We start from the raw sequence: 21,777 nt of genomic DNA, 5'->3' as shown, positions 1-21,777 counted from the left end.
CGACTGGCACTCCGTCTTCGCGAGCAGGCGCGCTCCCACAGGGGTGTAGCGTGCCGCTGGACTACCGGGTTACTGGCCCGGAACATCCTTGCGCAGTTTCACCGGATCCTGCTGCTTCTTCTTGCGGGCCATCGCGCCGCGCAGTTTGATGTTGATCGCTTCCACCGCCAGCGAGAACGCCATGGCGAAGTAGACGTAGCCTTTAGGCACATGCACGTCGAACGATTCGGCGATCAGCACGGTACCGACCACCAGCAGGAACGACAGGGCAAGCATTTTCAGCGACGGGTGCTTGTCGATGAATTCGCTGATCTTGCCCGAGGCCAGCATCATCACCAGCACTGCCACGACGATCGCCGCGACCATGACTGGAACGTGGGAGACCATGCCGACGGCGGTGATCACCGAGTCCAGCGAGAAGACGATGTCGATGATCGCGATCTGGATGATGGTGTAGAGGAAGTTCCCGCCCTTGCCCGATGGCGCGTCGTCGCTTTCGTCTTCGCCTTCCAGCGCGTGGTACATCTCCTGCGAGCTTTTCCACAACAGGAACAGGCCACCGAAGAACAGGATCAGGTCGCGACCGGAAATACCCTGGCCGAACACTTCGAAGAGGTCGGCGGTGAGGCGCATGACCCAGGTGATCGACAGCAGCAACAGGATCCGCGTGATCATGGCCAGGCCAAGACCAAAGATCCGCGTGCGCGCCTGCATGTGTTTGGGCATGCGGCTGACCAGGATCGAAATCATGATGATGTTATCGATACCGAGGACGATTTCCAGGGCGGTCAGGGTAAAGAAAGCAACCCAGATTTCGGGGTTGGTCAGCCAATCCATGTGTATTCCTTTGAGCAATTGTTGAACCGAAAAAGGTCCGGGCTTCAAACCGCGAAGCCAGGACCCGTTACGGTGAGTCTTGGGCTTATAGAGTGCTGAACACCGGGAAAGTCCCCAACAGCAGTGCAGCAATCAGAATGCAGATGCACACCAGAATCGCCCATTTCAGGGTGAAACGCTGATGATCACCGAAATCGATGCCGGCCAGCGCCACCAACAGATAGGTCGACGGCACCAACGGGCTCAGCAAGTGGACGGGCTGGCCGACGATCGAGGCACGGGCCATTTCCACCGCAGTGATCCCATAGTGGCTGGCCGCGTCGGCCAACACCGGCAACACACCGTAATAAAACGCGTCGTTGGACATGAAGAAGGTGAACGGCATGCTCACCAGCGCCGTGATCACCGCCAGGTAAGGGCCGAGGAAATCCGGAATCACCGCCAACAGGCTTTTCGACATCGCATCGACCATGCCGGTGCCCGACAGGATACCGGTGAAGATACCGGCCGCAAAGATCAGCCCGACCACTGCCAGCACGCTGCCGGAATGCGCGGCGACGCGATCCTTCTGCATTTGCAGGCATGGGTAGTTGACGATCATGGCAATACTGAACGCCACCATGAACAGCACCGGCAGCGGCAACAGGCCGCCGATCAGCGTGCACATCAGGCCGAAAGTCAGTGCGGCGTTGAACCAGATCAGCTTCGGACGGCGTGCGTCGGGGAATTGCGAGACGCTGATTTCGCTGTGATCGATTTCGTCGCCGACCAGGTGCAGCTCGCCGAGGCGGGCGCGTTCACGTTTACCGTAGAAGTAGGCAATCAGCAGGATCGCTACGACACCGGCGGCCATCGCCGGGATCATCGGCACGAAAATGTCCGACGGATCCACATGCAGGGCACTCGCTGCGCGGGCGGTCGGGCCGCCCCACGGGGTCATGTTCATCACGCCACCGGCGAGGATGATCAGACCGGCCATGATTCGTGGGCTCATGCCGATGCGACTGTACAGCGGCAGCATCGCGGCCACGCAGATCATGTAAGTGGTCGCGCCGTCACCATCGAGGGAAACGACGAGCGCCAGAACGGCGGTGCCGACCGAAACTTTCAACGGGTCGCCCTTGACCAGTTTGAGGATCTTGCGCACGGCCGGGTCGAACAGGCCGGAGTCGATCATCAGGGCGAAATACAGAATGGCGAACATCAGCATCACGCCGGTCGGCGCCAGTTTGGTGATGCCTTCGAGCATCATCGGGCCGATCTTCGGCGCAAAACCACCGAACAGAGCGAACAAAATCGGGATGATGATCAGGGCGATCAGCGCGGACAGGCGCTTGTTCATGATCAGGAACATGAACGTGATGACCATGGCGAAGCCAAGGAAAGTCAGCATGGGAATACTCCAGGCGTAGCGCGGCTAATGGAATGAGCGGATCGGGCGGGATCAGCGCAGAACGGGAGGCGCGAGGCGTACGGGCGGAGTGACCAGCAGGAAGCGGGAGAAACGGCGGGTTGCAGAGGACATCAGAATCACCATTGTTGTTGTTAATTGGGCCGGGCCTATGGAGCAAATACAGGTCTTGGGCCAACCGGTCTGTTGCCGGGAGTGAGGCGATCCTAATCGGGGAAGCTTTCAGCTACCTTTCGCTATTGAAAGCGGTGAATGAACGGCCAACCGGCGGTCGGATGCGACCAGGGCCAATAAAGACGGGGTTGGTAGCGATGTGGGTAAACGCACTGACAGCGCCGGCTGGCAGTCTGGACATATCCGTTTTCAGTTCGGCGTCAGCATCTGGTTAAAAAATCGACAGATCCAGCGGCCGCACCGCGCCCATCCAGATCGCATGTTCGGTGTGGTCGAGCAAGTCGTCGCCCGTGTCCGGATGCAGGAACACCACCAGGCCCTTGCGGTTGAGCGCCAGCCACGGCAGCACCTCGCCGATCAGCTCGGGGCCGAAAGCCAGTTGGCAGCTCCAGTCGGGGTGCGGCCCTACCGGGCGTTCGTGCACGCGGCCCATTTTCAGCGCAAACAACTGCGCGGCCTGTTCGCACAGGGCCCGCGCCTGGTCGATGGTTTGCGCGTCGAAATAGACATGGGCGTGGTAGCCCTTGATCCCTTGCATCGTGTCGCCTCTCAATCGGTTCGAACCCTTGGCTGTTTCCACCGTCACAGGCCATATAGGACAACAATAAGGAAAACAGCCATGAAAAATGCCGAAACCCCAGTGGTGAAAGTGGTGCTCTATGGTGCCATGGCCAGCCTGGGCGGTGCGTTGATGGCTGAATTACTGCGCCGCCAACACGAAGTCATCGCTATTCTCGATGATCTCACTGCGCTTGCGCCACGTCCGGGCTTGCGCAGTAAAACCGGCGATCTGTTCGATGCCGAGCGAGTCAATCAGAGCGTCGCCGGCAGTTCTGCGGTGATCTGTCTGCTGGACGCGCCGGGTCTGCCATTCAGCAGCGACCACGTCGAGCGCTCAGTGACGCTCGGGCCGGTTGAACAGGTGCTGGCAGTCGACGCGCTGGTCGAAGGTTTGCAACTGGCCAGCGTGCCGCGACTGTTTCTGGTCGGCAATTTCGGCGTGCTCGACGAGCCTGACAGCGACGAGCGCCTGCAACGTCACGCCGCCGAAGAAATCCTCGAAGCGGTGCAAAGCAGCTCGCTGCGCTGGACCTTGGTCAACGCGCCCCATGGCGTTGCCGGGTTGACCATCGAGCACTTCAGTCAGGTCGGCGGCAATCTCGAACCGGGACTTGCCGAACCCTTGGAACGCTTGAACCGCGTCGCGGTGGGTATCGCCGATGAGCTGCGGTTGAATCTGCATGTCGGTGAGCATGTGAATTTTGTGGCGGCTTCAGATTCGTAAAAGATCACAGCCTTCGGCAGCTCCTACATGGGATCGCATTCCATTTGCAGGAGCTGCCGAAGCTGCGATCTTTTACTCTTCACACCGCAATCGAGGGCAGGGCCAGACCGTTAAGCGATTCGGCGCTGCTGGCCTGTTCCGCCATTAACCAATCAACAAACTCTTGAATCAACGCCCCCCGACGTTTGCGTTGCGGCAACACCACGTAATACCCAAGCCGCGACAGCGTGGTTTGCGCCAGCGGCCGGCACAGCAAACCCTGCACCAGCAAGTTATCCACAAGGTGGCGCCAGCCGATCGCCACACCTTGCCCGCCAATCGCCGCCTGGATCAGCAAGGTGTAATTGTCGAAGCGCAACTGTCCCGGTGCTGGCGGCGTAGTCAGGCCCAATTGACGAAACAAGCCACTCCAGTCGAACCAGTTGCTGCTGTTTTCACCGCGCAGGTGCAGCAGCGGAAATTCCAGCAGGGCCTGCGCGGGCAGCGGCAATGAACGCTCCTTGAGCAGCAGCGGGCTGCACACCGGAAACACCTCTTCGCTGAACAGCCAGTGGCTCTCGCCCTGCTTGAATCGACCGTCGCCAAACAGGATCGCCACGTCGATGTCGGTGCGCAGCATGTTGTGGTTGCGCTCGCTGGTGACCAGGCTGACATCGATATGCGGATTGGCCTCATGGAAGCGATGCAGGCGCGGCATCAACCAATAAGCGGCGAAAGCAAAATCCGTGGCCACTTGCAGCACTTCATGTTGCTGCTGAGCGCTGATTGCGCCTAATCCTGCGTCGATATTCTGCAAACCGAGGGTAACTTGCTCGAAAAGCAGGGTACCCACCTCAGTCAACTCGATGCCCCTGTAAATCCGATCGAACAGGCGCGTACCGAGCTGCTCTTCCAAGCGTTTTATCTGCTGGCTGATGGCCGGTTGCGTGGTGCCCAGCTCAACCGCAGCAGCGGTAAAGCTGCGATGACGGGCCGCCGCTTCAAAGGCGCGCAATAGATCAAGGGAGAGATCACCGAGGGCTTCATACATAAGCTGGGCTTATCCTAGTCATTGTCCGGCGCGGGCTTTACCGGAAGAGGCATGGAATCCATGCTCGATCGCAGCACTCTCGCATAAATATTCAACATGGAATGCCGCGATCACATGAAGCGCAAGAACATTCTTTTCATCATGGCCGATCAAATGGCCGCGCCAATGTTGCCGTTCTACGGCCCATCGCCGATCAAACTGCCGAATCTGTCCCGCCTCGCCGCCCAAGGCGTGGTGTTCGATGCTGCCTATTGCAACAGCCCGCTGTGCGCACCGTCGCGTTTCACCTTGGTCAGCGGCCAGTTGCCGAGCAAGATCGGCGCCTACGACAACGCGGCCGATTTCCCCGCCGACATTCCAACTTACGCGCATTACCTGCGGCGTCTCGGCTACCGCACCGCGCTGTCGGGCAAGATGCATTTCTGCGGGCCGGACCAACTGCACGGTTATGAAGAACGCCTGACCAGCGACATCTACCCGGCCGATTACGGTTGGGCGGTGAACTGGGACAAGCCGGACGTACGGCCGAGCTGGTATCACAACATGTCGTCGGTACTGCAGGCCGGACCGTGCGTGCGCACCAATCAGCTGGATTTCGATGAAGAGGTGGTGTTCAAGGCGCAGCAATACCTGTTCGATCACATTCGCGAAGACGGCGATCAGCCGTTCTGCCTGACCGTGTCGATGACCCACCCGCACGATCCGTACACGATTCCCAAGGCATTCTGGGATCTGTATGACGATGCTGATATCCCGTTGCCTACAGCCTTGAACCAGGAAGAACTCGATCCGCACTCGCAACGCCTGCTCAAGGTTTACGACCTGTGGGACAAACCGCTGCCTGTGGATAAAATCCGCGATGCCCGCCGCGCCTACTTCGGTGCGTGCAGCTATATCGATGCCAATGTCGGCAAACTGCTGCAAACACTCGAGGAAACCGGGCTGATCGATGACACCGTCATCGTCTTCTCCGGCGACCACGGCGACATGCTCGGCGAGAAGGGCCTCTGGTACAAAATGCACTGGTACGAGATGGCGGCGCGAGTACCGCTGTTGATCAGCGCGCCGGGGCAGTTCGATGCGGGCCGGGTCAGCGCCGCCGTTTCCACCGCTGACCTGCTGCCGACGTTCGTTGATCTGGCCGGTGGCACGCTCGAGCCGGACTTGCCGCTGGACGGTCGTTCCTTGCTGCCACATCTGCAAGGGCAGGGCGGGCATGACGAGGTGTTCGGCGAATACATGGCCGAAGGTACCGTCAGCCCGCTGATGATGATTCGCCGGGGCGCCTACAAATTTATCTACAGCGAAAGCGACCCGTGCCTACTCTTCGATGTGGATAACGATCCGCGCGAAGAAGAGGAGCTGAGCCAGTCGCCGCACCATCGTCAACTGTTCGAAGATTTTCTCGCTGAAGCGCGGGCCAAGTGGGACATCCCGGCAATCCATCGGGAGGTGCTCGCCAGCCAGCGCCGACGCCGTTTCGTCGCCGACGCGTTAACCATCGGCAAGCTGAAGAGCTGGGATCACCAGCCGCTGGTCGATGCCAGCCAGCAGTACATGCGCAACCATATCGACCTCGATGATCTGGAGCGCAAGGCCCGTTATCCACAACCCTGCCAAAACCAATAACGTTAAGGGGAAGTCCATGCGCAAGTTATCCACAGCTGTGACCGTTGGCCTGATCGCATTGAGCAGCGCTTCGGCCTTCGCCGAGCAGGGCTGCGAAACCGTGAAAATGGCCGATCCAGGCTGGAGCGACATCGCCGCAACCAATGCCATCACCGGGTTTCTGCTCGACGGCATGGGCTACAAGGCCAAGGTCGACACCCTCGCGGTGCCGATCACCTTCGGCGGCTTGAAGGATGGCCAGGTGGACGTGTTCCTCGGCAACTGGATGCCGGCGCAGCAGGGCTTCTACGACAAGTTCGTCGCCACCGGCGATGTGACGCAACTGGCCAAGAACCTCGAGGGCACTGAATTCACCCTCGCCGTCCCCGAGTATGTCTGGGAGGCGGGTGTGCATGATTTTGCCGACCTGAACAAATTCGCCGACAAATTCGACAAGAAAATCTACGGCATCGGTTCGGGGGCACCGGCGAATATTTCGCTGCAGGAAATCATCAAGAAGAACGACTTCAACATGGGTCAGTGGAAGCTGATCGAATCCAGCGAGCAGGCGATGCTGGCCGAAGTGTCGCGGGCGGTGAAGAAACAGAAATTCGTCACCTTCCTCGGCTGGACCCCGCACCCGATGAACGTGCAACTGAAAATGCGCTATCTGAAGGGCGGCGAAAAATATTTTGGTGACACCGGCAACGTGTTCACCCTGACCCGCAAGGGCTACGCCGAGGCCTGCCCGAATGTGGGCAAGTTGCTGACCAATCTGGCGTTCACCCAGGACATGGAAAACAGCATCATGGCCGAGGTGGTGAACAAGAAAATCAGCAATGCCGAAGCGGCGAAAGCTTGGATCAAAGCGAATCCGGCGGTGCTGGATAAATGGCTCGAGGGTGTGAAAACGGCGGATGGCAAGGATGCGTTGGCGGCGGTGAAAGCCAAACTGTAATGCTATCTGACTGTCGACCACTTACCTGTGGCGAGGGAATTTACCCCCGATCGGCTGCGAAGCAGTCGCAAGATCCATGAACTCGATAGACCTGACTCACCGAGAACTCCGGGTTTGGGGCCGCTTCGCGGCCCATCGGGGATAAATCCCCTCGCCACAATGATTGCGGTGTCCTGATAGGCTTGCCTGAAAAACCCCAACCGCGAGGACCCATGGCCTTCCCCAGCCGTCATTCACTTTTTCCTTTCCTGACCTGGCTGCCACGGCAAACCCGCGCCAGCGTCGGGCGGGACCTGATCGTCGGCCTCAGCGGTGCGATTCTCGCCTTACCCCAGTCGATCGCCTACGCACTGATCGCCGGTCTGCCGCCGGAATACGGCCTGTATGCGGCGATCGTTCCAGTATTGATCGCCTGCCTGTGGGGTTCGTCATGGCATCTGATCTGTGGCCCGACGGCGGCGATTTCCATTGTGCTGTACGCCAGCGTCAGCCCGCTCGCGGTGCCGGCGTCCGAGGACTACATCACCCTGATCCTGCTGCTGACATTCCTCGCCGGGATTTTCCAGTGGCTGCTCGGCTTGCTGCGCTTCGGCGCGCTGGTGAATTTCGTTTCGCATTCGGTGGTGCTCGGCTTCACCCTCGGTGCCGCCGTGGTGATCGCCATCGGGCAACTGCCCAATCTGCTCGGCCTGGAATTGCCGGCTAACACCACGGCGCTCGCCAGCCTGATGGATCTGCTGCGACATCTGGGGGCTGTGGATAAGTCTTCTCTTATCCTCGGCGTCGCCACGGTAATCGTCGGCGCGACCCTGAAAAAACTTCTGCCGCGCTGGCCGACGCTGTTGCTCACGCTGGTGCTGGCCAGCCTGCTGGTATGGATTTGGCCGGGGATGTTCGGCCATGTGCATCTGGTCAGCGCTTTCGTCGGGCGCTTGCCGCCGTTCAGCCCTTTGCCGCTGGATTTGGAGCTGATCCTGCGCCTGCTGCCGAGCGCCGTGGCGGTGGGCATGCTCGGGCTGGTCACTAGTCTGTCGATCGCCCGTTCGATTTCGGCGCGCTCGCAGCAGTTGCTCGACGCCAATCAGGAAGTCCGCGCACAGGGTCTGTCGAACATCGTCGGTGCGTTCTTTTCCGGGTCGCTCTCAGCCGGATCGTTTACCCGCTCAGGTCTGAGTTATGAGGCCGGTGCCTGCTCGCCACTGGCCGGAGTGTTTTCGGCGATCTGGGTGGCGCTGTTTGCGGTGTTCGGCGCCGGCCTGATCGCGCACATTCCGATCCCCGCCATGGCCGGCAGCATCCTGTTGATCGCCTGGGGCTTGGTCGATCATCGCGGCATTCGCGCCTTGCTGCGGGTCAGCCGCGCCGAGTTCGTGGTGATGGCGCTGACCTGCCTCGCGACTTTGCTGCTGGAATTGCAGACGGCAATCTACGCCGGGGTGCTCGCGTCGTTGTTCTTTTACCTCAAGCGCACCTCGCAACCACGGGTGCAGCATTGGCGCGACGGTGACGACGATGTGCTGCGGGTGGGCGGTTCGATCTTTTTCGGTGCCAGCCATTACCTGCAAGTGCGCCTGCAACGCCTGCATGGCGCACGAGTGGTGATCGAGGCACAGCAGATCAACTTCATCGATTATTCAGGGGTGGAGATGCTGCATCAGGAAGCGCGGCGCCTGTTGGGCCAGGGTCGCAGCCTGACTTTGCGCCGGGCGCGGCCGCCAGTGGTGGAGGAACTGAGGAAGCTGGAGGGGGCGGAGAAATGCCCGATCCGGTTTGAGGATTGATCTGATCTCGCGGTGGTGATGCGATTCGCGAGCAGGCTCGCTCCCACATTGAGCGTATTTCAATGTGGGAGCAACGCTTAAAGGGCCAACTGGCGGCGCAGCTCGGCGAGTACCGGCGCGGTATCCGGGCGTACGCCACGCCACAGCCAGAACGCCTCGGCTGCCTGTTCGGCGAGCATGCCCAGACCATCCATCGCCAGCGCTGCGCCGTGCTCAGTGGCCCAGCGGCAGAACGCGGTCGGTTCCTTGCCGTACATCATGTCGTAGCACAGCGTCTGGCCTGGCTCAATCAGGCTTGGCGCAATCGGCGGCACGTCACCGGTCAGGCTGGCGGAGGTGGCGTTGATGATCACGTCCACCGGCTCGCGCAGCCAGTCGAAACCACTGGCCGACACCGGCCCCAGATCGCCGAACAATTCCGCCAGCAGCTCAGCCTTGTCCACCGTGCGATTGGCGATGATCACCGAGGCCGGTTTCTCCGCCAGCAAAGGCTCCAGTGCCCCGCGCACCGCGCCTCCAGCACCGAGCAAAAGGATGCGCTTGCCGGTCAGGCTGAAACCGGCATTCACCGTCAGATCGCGGACCAGGCCCGCGCCATCGGTGTTGTCGCCGAGCAGTGAACCATCGTCCAGTTTGCTCAAGGTGTTCACCGCACCGGCGCGCTGCGCGCGGGCGGTCAGGCTGTTGGCCAGACGGTACGCGTCTTCCTTGAACGGCACTGTCACGTTGGCGCCGCGCCCTTCGCGAAAGAACGCCGTGGCGCAGCCGGCAAATTCCTCCAGCGGCGCCAGCAGCGTGCTGTAATCGAGGCGCTGGCCGGTCTGTTCGGCGAACAACTGGTGAATCATCGGCGACTTGCTGTGGCCGATCGGGTTACCAAAAACGACATAACGATCCATCACCCGTCCTCAGGCCTCGGCCAGCCAGTCGCGATCCTGCAGGAAGTACTCGGTCAGGCGCGCTTCTGCGCTGCCCGGCTCGGCCTTCCAGTCATAACCCCAGCGCACTTGCGGCGGCAGCGACATCAGAATCGATTCGGTACGGCCACCCGACTGCAGGCCGAACAGCGTGCCACGGTCGTAAACCAGGTTGAATTCGACGTAGCGGCCACGGCGAAATTCCTGGAATTCGCGCTGCTGAGCGGTGAAGGCGTCGTTCTTGCGCCGCTGCACGATCGGCAGGTAGGCCTCGATGTAGGCATCGCCGATGGCGCGCATGAAGGCGAAACTGGTGTCGAAATCCCACTCGTTCAGATCGTCGAAGAACAAACCGCCAATGCCGCGCGGCTCATGACGATGCTTGATGTGGAAGTAGGTGTCGCACCAGGCCTTGTAGCGCGGATAGACGTCCGCACCGAACGGCGCACAGGCTCGCTCGGCGACGCGGTGCCAGTGGATGCAGTCTTCTTCAACGCCGTAGTACGGAGTCAGATCGAAGCCGCCGCCGAACCACCAGACCGGTTCTTCGCCTTCTTTTTCAGCGATGAAAAAGCGTACGTTGGCGTGGGAGGTCGGCACATGCGGGTTGTGTGGGTGGATCACCAGCGACACGCCGAGTGCCTCAAAACCGCGCCCGGCCAGCTCCGGCCGATGGGCGCTGGCCGACGGCGGCAAGCCGCTGCCGAAAACATGGGAAAAGTTGACCCCGCCCTTTTCGATCAGTGTGCCGTTTTCCAGCACGCGGGTGCGCCCGCCACCGCCCGCCGGCCGGGTCCAGGCGTCTTCGGCGAAGCTTTTGCCGCCGTCTTCGGTTTCCAGTGCAGCGCAGATGCGGTCTTGCAGATCGAGCAGATAGGCCTTTACGGCGTCGGTGCGGGTCGTCATGGCTTCACCTTGAATCGGGCGGCGCCCCGGCAGGCGGGCGGCGCAAATGGGCGCGTAGCATACCATCGCGGACCGGCGCGCCGCAGTTGACGAAGATCAAGCAGGGGAGTTGGATAGGGGGCTTACCGATGAATCAAGGAGAGCAGGCAGATGGCAAAGCGTATCCAGTTCCGCGCCCACGGCGGTCCCGAAGTGCTCGAATATGTTGACTACGAACCCGCTGCACCCGGGCCGAACCAAGTGCGCGTGGCCAACCAGGCGATCGGCCTGAACTTCATCGACACCTATTACCGCAGCGGCCTCTATGCGCCACCCGCGTTGCCGTCCGGCCTGGGTTCGGAAGGCGCCGGCACCGTCGAGGCAGTGGGCAGCGATGTTACCCGCTTCAAGGTCGGCGATCGCGTTGCGTACGGCAGCGGCCCGCTCGGCGCCTACAGCCAGGTGCATGTTCTGCCGCAGGACAATCTGGTGCATCTGCCCGATGAAATCAGTTTCGAAACCGCCGCCGGGGTCATGCTCAAGGGCCTGACCGTGCAATACCTGCTGCGCCAGACCTACGAGCTGCAGGGCGGCGAAACCATTCTGTTCCACGCCGCAGCCGGTGGCGTCGGCTCTCTGGCCTGCCAATGGGCCAAAGCGCTGGGCGTGAAACTGATCGGCACCGTCAGCTCGAAGGAGAAAGCCGACCTGGCCAAAGCCAACGGCGCCTGGGCCACCATCGACTACAGCCATGAAAACGTTGCCGAGCGCGTGCTGGCACTGACTGACGGCAAGAAAGTCCCGGTGGTATATGACGGCGTCGGCAAGGACACCTGGCTCACGTCCCTGGACAGCGTGGCACCACGTGGCCTGGTCGTGAGCTTCGGCAATGCTTCGGGCGCGGTCGACGGCGTCAATCTGGGCATTCTCGCCGCCAAGGGCTCGTTGTACGTCACCCGGCCGACGCTGGCGACTTACGCCAACAACGCCGAGAACCTGCAACGCATGGCCGACGAGCTGTTCGAGATGATCATCAGCGGCAAACTGAAGGTCGACATCAGCCAGCGCCATGCACTGGCGGATGCAGCGAAAGCACAAACCGAACTGTCGGCACGGCGCACGACCGGTTCCACAATTCTGCTGCCATAACGCCTCAAGTTGATACTCGGCGAACTCTTCCATGAATTCGCCGAGTATCTTGGGGCTATATCAAGTACATCTTGCGGTGGAGTTTCTTCGCTGCCGGCCTACGGCCGGCAAACTTCCGGCGCAACTTCTTCGATTCATAGACAAGCCATTTCTCAGCCCACTCTTCAATCACTGGCGGATCAATACTGGCGGTTGTATTCATCACGATACTCCGGCTGATGCGCGTTCATGTTCACAGGCTGATCCAGGGCCATCAGGATTTGTCGCCACTCGGCCGACAACAGCCAATAATCGCCACGGGCACGTTGCTCGATATGCATTGCCTGCGAAGCGATCGGTGTCAGGCCGAAGCGCTGATACAGTTGCCGCTGTGGCGATCTGCACAAGGCCGTCACGCCCTGATAGCCGCGATCAATCGCCCATTCGGCGGCGGTGGCGAGCAAGCCATTGACCGACACCGGCCTGTGCTGCTGGGAGTGGGTGATCAGGCGGCTGAACTCCACGTGTCGCGCCAGTATCCCGGTTGGAGAAACATGATGCTGGGCCAGTGAAGCCCACTCGAACGGCGCCGGAGTTGCCCGCAGCACCGCAATGAGCTGGTCACGCTGATAGAGCAGAAAGTGCGTGCTGCGCGAGGTGATCGCCAGTCGGGTTTCCAGCGCCCGGGCTCTGGAGGTGAGCATGTAATGCTGCAATCGCAGGCGAAACTGCCGATTGATGAAGCGTTCAAATTCCCCGGCATCCGACCCCGCCTCAAGAATGGCCACACGATAATCGGCCTGTTGATTCTTGAGTGTTTCCTGAAAGCCCTGCAGATAATCCTTGAGGTGTAAATCCGTAATATCCATTACTTCTCCGCAGCCATTAACATTTCGAAGTTGCTTCAAGCACATTGAAAGAATGGTTGCTTTTGAGAATCTCGCCACTGCACGCGTTCTGATAATCACGTGGGAAAACTTACATATATTGCAGACTCAAAGATTCGTCTGACGCATGAAAGAACAATGGCATCGGATAACTTTTAAACAGACACGGGAATAAACCGCTGGCATCCGCAAAACTCCTCGGCGCTGGCACCGAGGAGTCCGCAGAAAATACAAAAAGACTGGCGTCAGTCAGGGCGAATGACGTTACCGGTGGCCAGGTCGCGGATCACGCTGGGGTTCTTGCGCCCGCCAAGGCTACCGCCCAGGATCAGGTCGACCTGACCACGAAAATACTGCTCGACCCGTAAGCGCGTGCGCGCTGGCGGCCGTCCCTGTGGGTTGGCTGATGTTGAAATCAGCGGTCCGACCAGCGAGCACAAATCGCGCACCTGCGGATGATCACTGACCCGCAGCGCCACCGTGTCATGCACGCCGGTGACCCATTCCGGCAACAGGTTCTGGTGCGGCACCAGCCAGGTGTTCGGCCCCGGCCAAGTGCTGGCCATGCGATCGATCCAGTCCTGCGGGAAATCTTCGAACAGAAAATCGAACTGGCGGATGTTGTCGGCGACCAGGATCAGCCCTTTGCTCACCGAGCGATTCTTGATCGCCAGCAAGCGGTCCACCGCGTCTTCATTCCACGGGTCGCAACCCAGCCCCCAGACGGCTTCGGTTGGATAGGCAATCACCGCGCCGGCGCGAACTTCACGCGCGGCTTGTTGCACACGCCAACTGTTGACCATGAAAAACTCTCCACAAACAGGTTTCGCGCAGTTTACCGATCTTCCTCGTAAAACCTAGCTTGTCCGCGCCAGCCAGCGCCCGTTTTCGCATACCGCACGGCCTTCGATTTCCAGCTCGGTCAACGTTGCCAGCACTTTCGGCAGTGCCCAGCCGCAGCTCGCGGCCAGAGCCTCGCTGGTGTGCGGCGCCGCGTGCAGCAGCGCCAGCAACGGGTGATCGGCCTGCCCCGCCGCTGTGAATAACAGTGGCTGCTGCCAGCCGCGCAGGGCTTCGAGGATGTGTTCGATAGTCTCCACCAACACCGCCCCGTCGCGAATCAACTGGTGACAACCGCGCGCGCCGGGGTGATGGATCGAGCCCGGAATGGCATAAACCTCGCGGCCTTGTTCGGCTGCCAGCCGCGCGGTGATCAACGAGCCGCTGGCAACACTGGCCTCGACCACCAGCACGCCAAGGGATAACCCGCTGATGATGCGGTTGCGCCGGGGGAAGTTGCTCGGGCTCGGCCCGGCATCCAGCGGAAACTCGGAAAGCACCGCGCTGCCCGAGGCAATCATTGCCTCAGCCAGGCGTTTATTGCGTTGTGGATAAAAATTTTCCAGCCCCGTGCCGAGCACCCCCACGGTCAAGCCGCCAACATCCAGAGCAGCCTGGTGTGCAGCGGCATCGATGCCCAGCGCCAGACCACTGTTGATGACAAAACCGGCCCCGGCCAGACTGCGGGAAAACGCCGCTGCCGTATCCATCCCGGGACGCGAAGCGCGGCGGCTACCGACCATTGCCAACTGCGGTTTCTCCAGAATCGACGGATCGCCGGCAACGAATAACAGCGGCGGCGGATCGGCAATTTGCGCGAGCAACGCTGGATAATCCGCTTGATCCCACATCAGCACATGTTGATCGGGACGCTCTAGCCAGCGCATTGCGTGGCTGGCGCCGTCGCGCACCGTCGGACAGCGCCTTGCCTCGGCACAGGTCGCCGGCAACCCCAGCGAGCGCCAGGCACTGGCCGGCGCGCTGATGGCTTTCGACGCCGAGCCGAAGGCTTCGAGCAGTTTGGCAAACCGCTTGGGGCCGATATCCGGCATGCGGTGCAGGCGCAGACGCGCTTCCAGTTCCGCCGGGGAAATGGCCGTACTGACAGACAACATGAATGGATCATCCTTGATCGTTCTATGCTCCGAACCATTCGGAACAACCTGTGGATAACTCTGTTGGTAACTTGTGAAGCAAGCTTACGGATTTCGCACCTTGTCGAGCACCGCCAGCGAGCGCGACGCGTTGAGCACCAGGCCATAGCTGAGCTTGTCGTAGGTGCGGAACACCATCAGCAGGCCGGCGCGTTCATCGGGGATCTTCAGCGGCTGGCCGGTGATCCGGTCGCGCACGGTTTCGCCGGTTTTCATCACCGCCAGGACATTGCCTTCGGCCAGACCGTCACGTTTGCCCTTGTTCAGGGTCACCACATCCATCACACCGATCTGCGTGACGCCGCGTGGCACGTCGATGATCAGCCCGTCGATGGAACGCTTCGGCGCGCTGGGCATGAAAGTCGAATTGATCGAACGTTCTTCACCGCCGAACAAGCGGTCACCGAGGCGGACTTCCTGGGTGGTGCGTTGCAGGGCGAGGGTGGCGACGTCGCCTTCGGTGGCAACAATCTCGCCGCCACCGATATCGTCGGCGTTGATGCCGAGAAACTCCTTGGTCTGCGGATCGGTGTAGACCTTGCCCTGGCGGAAGATGCCGTACACCGGTTGCTCCGGATCGAAATGGCCACGGGCGAAAATGCGGTCACCGGTACCACTGAGCACGCGTTCGGCATCGCCGGCGACGATGTACGGCGCCTTGTCGAAGTCTTCGGCCTTGTCGACGATGCGGTTGCTCAGCAGAAAGCTGTTGATCGATTTCAGCGGAATGCTCGGAATCGCCTCGGCCACCGGGCTGGTGCGAATTCGTGGCGAGAGTTTGATGGTGCCGCGCGACTCGCCACGATGGACGGTCAGTTGCGGCTGACCGTTGACGTAGCTGAGGGTCAGCGTGTCGCCCGGATAGATCAGGTTGGGGTTTTCGACCTGCGGGTTGGCCCGCCACAGTTGTGGCCACTGCCAGGGCTCGCGCAGGTATTTGCCGGAAATGTCCCAGAGGGTGTCTCCGGAAACCACTGTGTATTGCTTTGGAAAACCATCCCTGAGTTGCACTTGCCCTTGCGCGGCGCCGGCCGAAGCCAGAAGCAGCAGGGCGAGTAGTGTTTTCCTCATGCAGTGAATCCCTTTATCATGTGCATTCGCGTGAATCGTCAGAGCCCCCGTGGCTCGCTTCTGTTTTTCAGAAGCTACGCTTCACAACGGTAGCCTGCATCTTCGGACCCGCCAGGCCATCGACCCGACTTTACTCAACGTGTGCAGCAATCGAAGCCTATGGCCATTTTAAACATCCTCGAATTTCCGGACCCGCGTCTGCGCACTATCGCCAAACCAGTGGCTGTAGTGGACGACGAAGTGCGTCAGTTGGTCGACGACATGTTTGAAACAATGTATGAAGCGCCGGGCATCGGCCTCGCCGCGACCCAGGTCAACGTGCACAAACGTATCGTCGTGATGGACCTGTCCGAAGACCGTACCGAGCCACGGGTGTTCATCAACCCCGAGTTCGAACCGCTGACCGACGAGATGGATCAGTATCAGGAAGGCTGCCTCTCGGTACCGGGCTTCTACGAAAACGTCGACCGCCCGCAGAAGGTCAAGATCAAGGCGCTGGACCGCGACGGCAAGCCCTATGAGCTGATCGCCGAAGGCCTGCTCGCGGTGTGCATCCAGCACGAATGCGACCACCTCAACGGCAAATTGTTCGTCGATTACCTGTCCACGCTCAAACGCGACCGGATCAAGAAGAAGCTGGAAAAGCTGCACCGCCAGAACGCTTGATGCCCCTCTTCAAAGGCTTGCTGCGGCAAGCCTTTTTCTTTTATGAGACGCCTTTCATGATTGAGCCACTGCGCATTGTTTTTGCCGGTACCCCGGAATTCGCCGCCGAACACCTCAAGGCCCTGCTGAGCAGCCCGTACGAGGTCGTCGCGGTCTACACCCAGCCGGATCGTCCGGCCGGCCGTGGGCAAAAACTGATGCCAGGCCCGGTCAAACAGCTGGCCCTGGAAAATAATATCCAGGTGTTGCAGCCGCCGACCTTGCGCAATGCCGACGCCCAGGCCGAACTGGCTGCGCTGAAGCCGGATTTGCTGGTAGTGGTCGCCTACGGTTTGATCCTGCCGCAAGCGGTGCTGGATATTCCACGTCTGGGTTGCATCAACAGCCATGCTTCGCTGCTGCCACGCTGGCGCGGTGCGGCGCCGATCCAGCGCGCGGTTGAACACGGCGATGCCGAAAGCGGCGTGACCGTGATGCGCATGGAAGCCGGGCTGGATACCGGGCCGATGCTGCTCAAGGTCGCCACGCCGATCAGTGCTGAAGATACCGGCGGCAGCCTGCATGATCGCCTCGCCGAAATGGGTCCGCCCGCTGTGGTTCAGGCGATTGCCGGTCTGGCTGCCGGCACTCTGCAAGGTGAAGTGCAGAACGACGAACTCGCCACCTATGCGCACAAGCTGAACAAAGACGAGGCGCGAATCGACTGGAGGCGTCCGGCGGTGGAGCTGGAACGCCTGGTCCGCGCCTTCAACCCCTGGCCGATCACTCACAGCACGCTCAATGGCGAAGCGTTGAAAGTGCTGGCGGCGACTGTGGCCGAAGGCACTGGCGCCCCGGGTGAAATCCTCAGCGCCAGCAAGGACGGCCTGATCGTCGCCTGCGGTGCCCAAGCGCTGTGCCTGACCCGCCTGCAACTGCCCGGCGGCAAAGCATTGAATTTCAGCGATCTGTTCAACAGCCGTCGTGAGAAATTCGCCGTCGGCAGCGTGCTCGGCGCTGCGGTGGACGCGCAATGAATCCGCGTCTGGCCGCCGCCAAGGCACTCGCTGCCGTGCTCAGCGGCAAGGCTTCACTGAACAGCTCTCTGCCGACGCAACTGGACAAGGTCGAGGATCGCGATCGCGGTTTCACTCAGGATCTGGCCTTCGGCACCGCACGCTGGCAGCCACGCCTGTCGGCACTGGCGGAAAAACTTCTGCAGAAACCGTTCAAAGCCGCCGACGCCGATGTCGAGGCGTTGCTGCTGGTTGGCCTGTACCAATTGCTCTACACCCGCGTGCCGGCGCACGCCGCCATCGGTGAAACCGTCGGGTGTGCCGACAAGCTGAAAAAGCCTTGGGCCAAAGGCCTGCTCAACGCCGTGCTGCGCAATGCCCAGCGCGAAAGCGAGACGATCTTCGCCGAACTTGAACGCGACCCGGTGGTGCGCACAGCTCACCCGCGCTGGCTGCAAAAATCCCTGAAGGCCTTCTGGCCGCAACAGTGGGAAGCCATCTGCGCAGCGAATAACGCGCATCCGCCGATGATCCTGCGGGTCAACCGCCGCCATCACAGCCGCGATGCTTATCTCGCGTTGCTGGGCGAAGCCGGGATCGCCGCAGCGCCCTGCGTTTACAGCCGCGACGGCATCGTCCTCGAAGCCGCCGCCGATGTGCGCAGCCTGCCGGGTTTCGCCGAAGGCTGGATCAGCGTGCAGGACGAAGCCGCGCAACTGGCCGCCGACCTGCTCGATCTGGCGCCGGGGCAACGCGTCCTCGACGCCTGCTGCGCCCCTGGCGGCAAGACCTGCCACATCCTCGAAGCCGAGCCGGCGCTGGCCGGGGTGGTGGCGGTGGATCTGGAAGCCAAGCGTCTGGTGCGAGTGAAGGAAAACCTTGAGCGCCTAGGCCTCAACGCTGAGTTGATCGCCGCCGACGGTCGCGATATCGATAAATGGTGGGACGGCAAACCGTTCCAGCGCATCCTGCTCGACGCGCCATGTTCGGCCACGGGGGTGATCCGCCGCCATCCGGATATCAAGCTGACCCGCCAGCCCGACGACATCGCAGCCCTGGCGCAACTGCAAGGCGAGCTGCTCGAAGCCATGTGGAAAACCCTCGAGGTCGGCGGCATCCTGCTCTACGCCACGTGCTCGACGCTGCCGACCGAGAACACCGAAGTCATCGCTGCCTTCCTCGAACGCACGCCGGGTGCGCGGGAACTGGATCTGGCCACGGCGGCCGGGATCAAGCAGCCCCATGGTCGCCAATTGCTGGCCCAGCAGGGCGGGCATGACGGGTTCTATTACGCCAAGCTGATCAAGATCGCTGCCGCGCGCGGCTAAACGGATTCATGGAGTGACTGGATGAAAATCATCATCCTCGGTGCGGGACAGGTCGGCGGTTCGCTGGCCGAACATCTGGCCAGCGAGGCCAACGACATCACCGTGGTCGACACCGATGGCGAGCGCTTGCGCGACCTCGGCGACCGCCTCGACATCCGCACCGTGCAGGGCCGGGGCTCACTGCCGTCGGTGCTGCGTCAGGCCGGTGCCGACGACGCCGACATGCTGGTCGCGGTGACCAACAGCGACGAGACCAACATGGTTGCCTGTCAGGTCGCGCACACGCTGTTCCACACGCCAACGAAGATCGCCCGGGTGCGCGAAGCGTCGTACCTCAATCGCGAGGAACAGCTGTTCCAGAACGAAGCGATTCCGGTCGACGTGCTGATCAGCCCCGAGCAGGTCGTGACCAATTACATCAAGCGCCTGATCCAGCATCCCGGCGCCTTGCAGGTGATCGACTTCGCCGAAGGCGCGGCGCAACTGGTGGCGGTGCGCGCCTATTACGGCGGGCCGCTGGTAGGCCAGCAATTGCGCCAGTTGCGTGAGCACATGCCGAACGTCGAAACCCGCGTGGCGGCGATCTTCCGCCGTGACCGGCCGATCCTGCCCCAGGGCGACACGGTGATCGAGGCGGATGACGAAGTCTTCTTCATCGCTGCCCGTGAGGACATTCGCGCGGTGATGAGCGAAATGCGCCGCCTCGATGAAACCTACAAACGCATTGTCATTGCCGGTGGCGGGCAGATCGGCGAGCGTCTGGCCGAGGCCATCGAAAGTCGTTATCAGGTGAAGATCATCGAGATGAGCCCGGCGCGCTGCCGCTACCTCTCCGACACCCTCGACAGCACCGTGGTGTTGCAGGGCAGCGCCTCGGATCGCGATCTGCTGCTGGAAGAGAACATCGCCGACGCCGATATCTTCCTCGCCCTGACCAACGATGACGAAGCCAACATCATGTCATCGCTGCTGGCCAAACGGCTGGGGGCGAAGAAGGTCATGACGATCATCAACAACCCGGCCTACGTCGACCTGATCCAGGGCGGCGACATCGACATCGCCATCAGCCCGCAACTGGCGACCATCGGCACCTTGCTCGCCCACGTGCGCCGAGGCGACATCGTCAGCGTGCACTCACTGCGACGCGGCGCGGCGGAAGCGATCGAGGCGATTGCCCACGGTGATGCCAAGTCGAGCAAGGTCATCGGCAAGCCGATCGAGAAGATCGGCCTGCCACCAGGCACCACTATCGGCGCGGTGATCCGCAACGAGAAAGTGATCATCGCTCACGACGACACGGTGATCGAAGCGGGTGACCACGTGATTCTGTTCCTTGTGGATAAAAAGCATATTCGCGATGTGGAGAAGCTGTTTCATGTGGGGTTGAGCTTTTTCTGACCTGAAGACAACGTTGCCCGTGATGGCCCCTTCGCGAGCAGGCTCGCTCCCACAAGGGGAATGCATTCCAAATGTGGGAGCGAGCCTGCTCGCGAAAGCGGTCTGAAAGACTCGCAGATTTTCTGACGAACAATAGAAAGGACTCCGCCAATGCTCGAATCCCTGGAAAAAATGCTCGCCAAGGGTGTGGATAACGCTCTGTTGCGCTTCGGCCTGGGCAAGGGATATCTGGACCTGGGCGAAAACGCCAAGGCTGCCGAGCATTTTCAGCGTTGTGTCGCGTTCGACCCGAAATACTCGGCGGCGTGGAAGTTGCTGGGCAAGGCGCAGCTGGCGCTAGGCGATCACGCCGCTGCGCGTCAGGCCTGGGAGCAGGGCCTGGAGGCGGCCCGCGCTCACGGTGACAAACAGGCCGAGAGGGAGATGACGGTGTTCCTGAAGAAGCTCGAGCGACAGGCACCTTGAGCTACCGATAGCGCAAGGCGAGGCCGTCTGCATTAACCGTCCCCAAGCGAAGTTGCTCAGTACCAGCGCGCTTCGCCCGGCGGACGTTTCTTGAAGCGTTTCATGCTCCACATGTACTGGCTCGGATACGCCGCGACGTAACGCTCGACCACTTTGCTCATGGCCGCGCAGGACTCGGCGGTATCGGTGCTGTACATGGCTTCTGGCGCGGCTTCGAGAATGACTTTGTAGCCCGAGCCGTCAGGCAGGCGCAGGGCATGCAGGAACACACCGACCGCTTTACCACCGGCCAACATGTTCGGTACGAATTTGCTGGTCAGCGCCTGAGTGGCGAAGAACGGCACGAAAATCCCGGCCGATTCGGCCGGTTCCGGGTCGGCGGGGATGCCCACGGCACCACCCTTACGCACTTCCTTGATGACGCTGAGAATGCCTTCCTTGGTCGACGCCGCGACCTTGTTGCCCAGCTGCACGCGCTGTTTGCGCAGCAATTCATCCACTGCCTTGAGCTTCGGCGGACGGTAGAAAATGATCGGTTTGCACTGGCTGCAATAGAAGTGGTTGAGCACTTCCCAGTTGCCGAGGTGGCTGGTGATGCCGACCACGCCTTTGCCCGAAGCGAGCGCATCCTTGAGCACATCGAGGCCTTCGACTTCGCGAACCAGATCGATCGAGCGCTGCGCCGGCCAGATCCACGCGCAGGCGCTTTCGGTCAGCGACTTGCCGATGTCTTTCAGACTCTGCCCGACCAGACGCTCACGTTCGGCCGCATCCATCTGTGGAAAACACTTGGCGAGGTTGATCCGCACCACTTCGCGGGAACGGTTGGGGGTTTTCCACATGATCCAGCCGATCGCCGAACCCACGGCCTGCACGGCCCGCCATGGCAGCAGGGCAAACAGCCGCAGAGCGCCTACCAGCAAGGCGCCTTTAAACTTTTCCACAGGTCACTCCTGATC

At 61.1% G+C, this 21,777-nt stretch carries 21 protein-coding genes; 10 read left to right on the top strand and 11 right to left on the bottom strand.

Annotation, left to right across the window (positions count from 1 at the left end):
* Window positions 1–69: 69 nt before the first annotated feature.
* The 3 genes from AB4N53_RS20135 to AB4N53_RS20125 all read right to left on the bottom strand — a co-directional run bounded on the left by AB4N53_RS20135 (window position 70) and on the right by AB4N53_RS20125 (window position 2,960).
* Complete coding sequence (locus AB4N53_RS20135; RefSeq protein WP_460122584.1) at window positions 70–837, bottom strand: TerC family protein; 768 nt, start codon at window positions 835–837, stop codon at window positions 70–72.
* An 85-nt stretch (window positions 838–922) separates the two neighbouring features.
* Window positions 923–2,230, bottom strand: a complete 1,308-nt coding sequence (locus AB4N53_RS20130) for a CitMHS family transporter (RefSeq protein ID WP_460122582.1) — start codon at window positions 2,228–2,230, stop codon at window positions 923–925.
* Window positions 2,231–2,633: 403 nt separating this feature from the next.
* Window positions 2,634–2,960 carry a DOPA 4,5-dioxygenase family protein gene (locus tag AB4N53_RS20125; RefSeq protein ID WP_056791177.1) on the bottom strand — a complete coding sequence of 109 codons (327 nt, stop codon included), beginning with the start codon at window positions 2,958–2,960 and terminating at the stop codon, window positions 2,634–2,636.
* An 81-nt stretch (window positions 2,961–3,041) separates the two neighbouring features.
* Here AB4N53_RS20125 and AB4N53_RS20120 point away from each other — a divergent pair, with 81 nt between their 5' ends.
* On the top strand, window positions 3,042–3,707 hold the full coding sequence (locus AB4N53_RS20120) for an NAD(P)-dependent oxidoreductase (protein ID WP_460122580.1): 666 nt from the start codon (window positions 3,042–3,044) through the stop codon (window positions 3,705–3,707).
* Window positions 3,708–3,786: 79 nt separating this feature from the next.
* Here AB4N53_RS20120 and AB4N53_RS20115 read toward each other — a convergent pair whose 3' ends face one another.
* On the bottom strand, window positions 3,787–4,737 hold the full coding sequence (locus tag AB4N53_RS20115) for a choline sulfate utilization transcriptional regulator (RefSeq protein WP_460122578.1): 951 nt from the start codon (window positions 4,735–4,737) through the stop codon (window positions 3,787–3,789).
* 114 nt (window positions 4,738–4,851) lie between these two features.
* Between AB4N53_RS20115 and betC the strand changes: the two genes are divergently transcribed.
* The 3 genes from betC (at window position 4,852) to AB4N53_RS20100 (ending at window position 9,084) form a co-directional block, all read left to right on the top strand.
* On the top strand, window positions 4,852–6,366 hold the full coding sequence (gene betC / locus AB4N53_RS20110) for a choline-sulfatase (protein WP_460122576.1): 1,515 nt from the start codon (window positions 4,852–4,854) through the stop codon (window positions 6,364–6,366).
* A gap of 16 nt (window positions 6,367–6,382) precedes the next feature.
* A complete protein-coding gene (choX, locus tag AB4N53_RS20105; RefSeq protein ID WP_460122574.1) occupies window positions 6,383–7,303 on the top strand; it encodes a choline ABC transporter substrate-binding protein in 921 nt (306 codons plus the stop codon).
* Window positions 7,304–7,515: 212 nt separating this feature from the next.
* On the top strand, window positions 7,516–9,084 hold the full coding sequence (locus AB4N53_RS20100; RefSeq protein WP_460122572.1) for a SulP family inorganic anion transporter: 1,569 nt from the start codon (window positions 7,516–7,518) through the stop codon (window positions 9,082–9,084).
* A 77-nt stretch (window positions 9,085–9,161) separates the two neighbouring features.
* Here the strand turns inward: AB4N53_RS20100 and aroE are convergent, their stop codons facing one another.
* Together aroE and hemF are read right to left on the bottom strand one after the other, a co-directional pair.
* Window positions 9,162–9,983: a shikimate dehydrogenase gene (gene aroE / locus AB4N53_RS20095; protein ID WP_460122570.1), complete on the bottom strand. Its 822-nt coding sequence runs from the start codon at window positions 9,981–9,983 to the stop codon at window positions 9,162–9,164.
* Between the two features lie 9 nt (window positions 9,984–9,992).
* On the bottom strand, window positions 9,993–10,907 hold the full coding sequence (gene hemF, locus AB4N53_RS20090; RefSeq protein ID WP_460122568.1) for an oxygen-dependent coproporphyrinogen oxidase: 915 nt from the start codon (window positions 10,905–10,907) through the stop codon (window positions 9,993–9,995).
* Between the two features lie 150 nt (window positions 10,908–11,057).
* Between hemF and AB4N53_RS20085 the strand changes: the two genes are divergently transcribed.
* On the top strand, window positions 11,058–12,035 hold the full coding sequence (locus AB4N53_RS20085; RefSeq protein ID WP_460122566.1) for a quinone oxidoreductase family protein: 978 nt from the start codon (window positions 11,058–11,060) through the stop codon (window positions 12,033–12,035).
* 179 nt (window positions 12,036–12,214) lie between these two features.
* Here AB4N53_RS20085 and AB4N53_RS20080 read toward each other — a convergent pair whose 3' ends face one another.
* The 4 genes from AB4N53_RS20080 to AB4N53_RS20065 form a co-directional block, all read right to left on the bottom strand.
* Complete coding sequence (locus AB4N53_RS20080) at window positions 12,215–12,883, bottom strand: hypothetical protein (RefSeq protein ID WP_460122564.1); 669 nt, start codon at window positions 12,881–12,883, stop codon at window positions 12,215–12,217.
* 263 nt (window positions 12,884–13,146) lie between these two features.
* The gene (locus AB4N53_RS20075; RefSeq protein ID WP_460122562.1) at window positions 13,147–13,704 is read right to left on the bottom strand and encodes an L-threonylcarbamoyladenylate synthase; all 558 of its coding nucleotides are present in this window, start codon (window positions 13,702–13,704) and stop codon (window positions 13,147–13,149) included.
* Between the two features lie 54 nt (window positions 13,705–13,758).
* Window positions 13,759–14,856, bottom strand: a complete 1,098-nt coding sequence (dprA, locus tag AB4N53_RS20070) for a DNA-processing protein DprA (protein ID WP_460122560.1) — start codon at window positions 14,854–14,856, stop codon at window positions 13,759–13,761.
* An 84-nt stretch (window positions 14,857–14,940) separates the two neighbouring features.
* On the bottom strand, window positions 14,941–15,966 hold the full coding sequence (locus AB4N53_RS20065; RefSeq protein ID WP_460122558.1) for a LysM peptidoglycan-binding domain-containing protein: 1,026 nt from the start codon (window positions 15,964–15,966) through the stop codon (window positions 14,941–14,943).
* A 159-nt stretch (window positions 15,967–16,125) separates the two neighbouring features.
* Here AB4N53_RS20065 and def point away from each other — a divergent pair, with 159 nt between their 5' ends.
* The 5 genes from def (at window position 16,126) to AB4N53_RS20040 (ending at window position 20,818) form a co-directional block, all read left to right on the top strand.
* Entirely contained in the window at window positions 16,126–16,632 is a 507-nt protein-coding gene (def, locus tag AB4N53_RS20060; protein ID WP_016772378.1) for a peptide deformylase, read from the top strand.
* 56 nt (window positions 16,633–16,688) lie between these two features.
* Window positions 16,689–17,648 (top strand): methionyl-tRNA formyltransferase, encoded by a 960-nt coding sequence (gene fmt, locus AB4N53_RS20055; RefSeq protein WP_460122556.1) that lies wholly within the window; start codon window positions 16,689–16,691, stop codon window positions 17,646–17,648.
* Window positions 17,645–18,955 carry a 16S rRNA (cytosine(967)-C(5))-methyltransferase RsmB gene (gene rsmB / locus AB4N53_RS20050; RefSeq protein WP_460122554.1) on the top strand — a complete coding sequence of 437 codons (1,311 nt, stop codon included), beginning with the start codon at window positions 17,645–17,647 and terminating at the stop codon, window positions 18,953–18,955. Before fmt ends, rsmB begins: the two co-directional genes overlap by 4 nt.
* Before the next feature lie 21 nt (window positions 18,956–18,976).
* The gene (trkA, locus tag AB4N53_RS20045; RefSeq protein ID WP_016772381.1) at window positions 18,977–20,353 is read left to right on the top strand and encodes a Trk system potassium transporter TrkA; all 1,377 of its coding nucleotides are present in this window, start codon (window positions 18,977–18,979) and stop codon (window positions 20,351–20,353) included.
* 150 nt (window positions 20,354–20,503) lie between these two features.
* Complete coding sequence (locus AB4N53_RS20040; protein WP_400557817.1) at window positions 20,504–20,818, top strand: tetratricopeptide repeat protein; 315 nt, start codon at window positions 20,504–20,506, stop codon at window positions 20,816–20,818.
* A gap of 56 nt (window positions 20,819–20,874) precedes the next feature.
* On the opposite strand, the gene AB4N53_RS20035 is transcribed toward AB4N53_RS20040, so the two are convergent.
* Window positions 20,875–21,762 carry a lysophospholipid acyltransferase gene (locus AB4N53_RS20035; RefSeq protein WP_460122551.1) on the bottom strand — a complete coding sequence of 296 codons (888 nt, stop codon included), beginning with the start codon at window positions 21,760–21,762 and terminating at the stop codon, window positions 20,875–20,877.
* Between the last annotated feature and the right edge of the window lie 15 nt (window positions 21,763–21,777).

This window comes from Pseudomonas sp. H3_E04 (assembly GCF_054668915.1).
The sequence above is the reverse complement of the archived record's forward strand: the minus strand, read 5'-3'. Positions and strand labels throughout refer to the sequence as shown.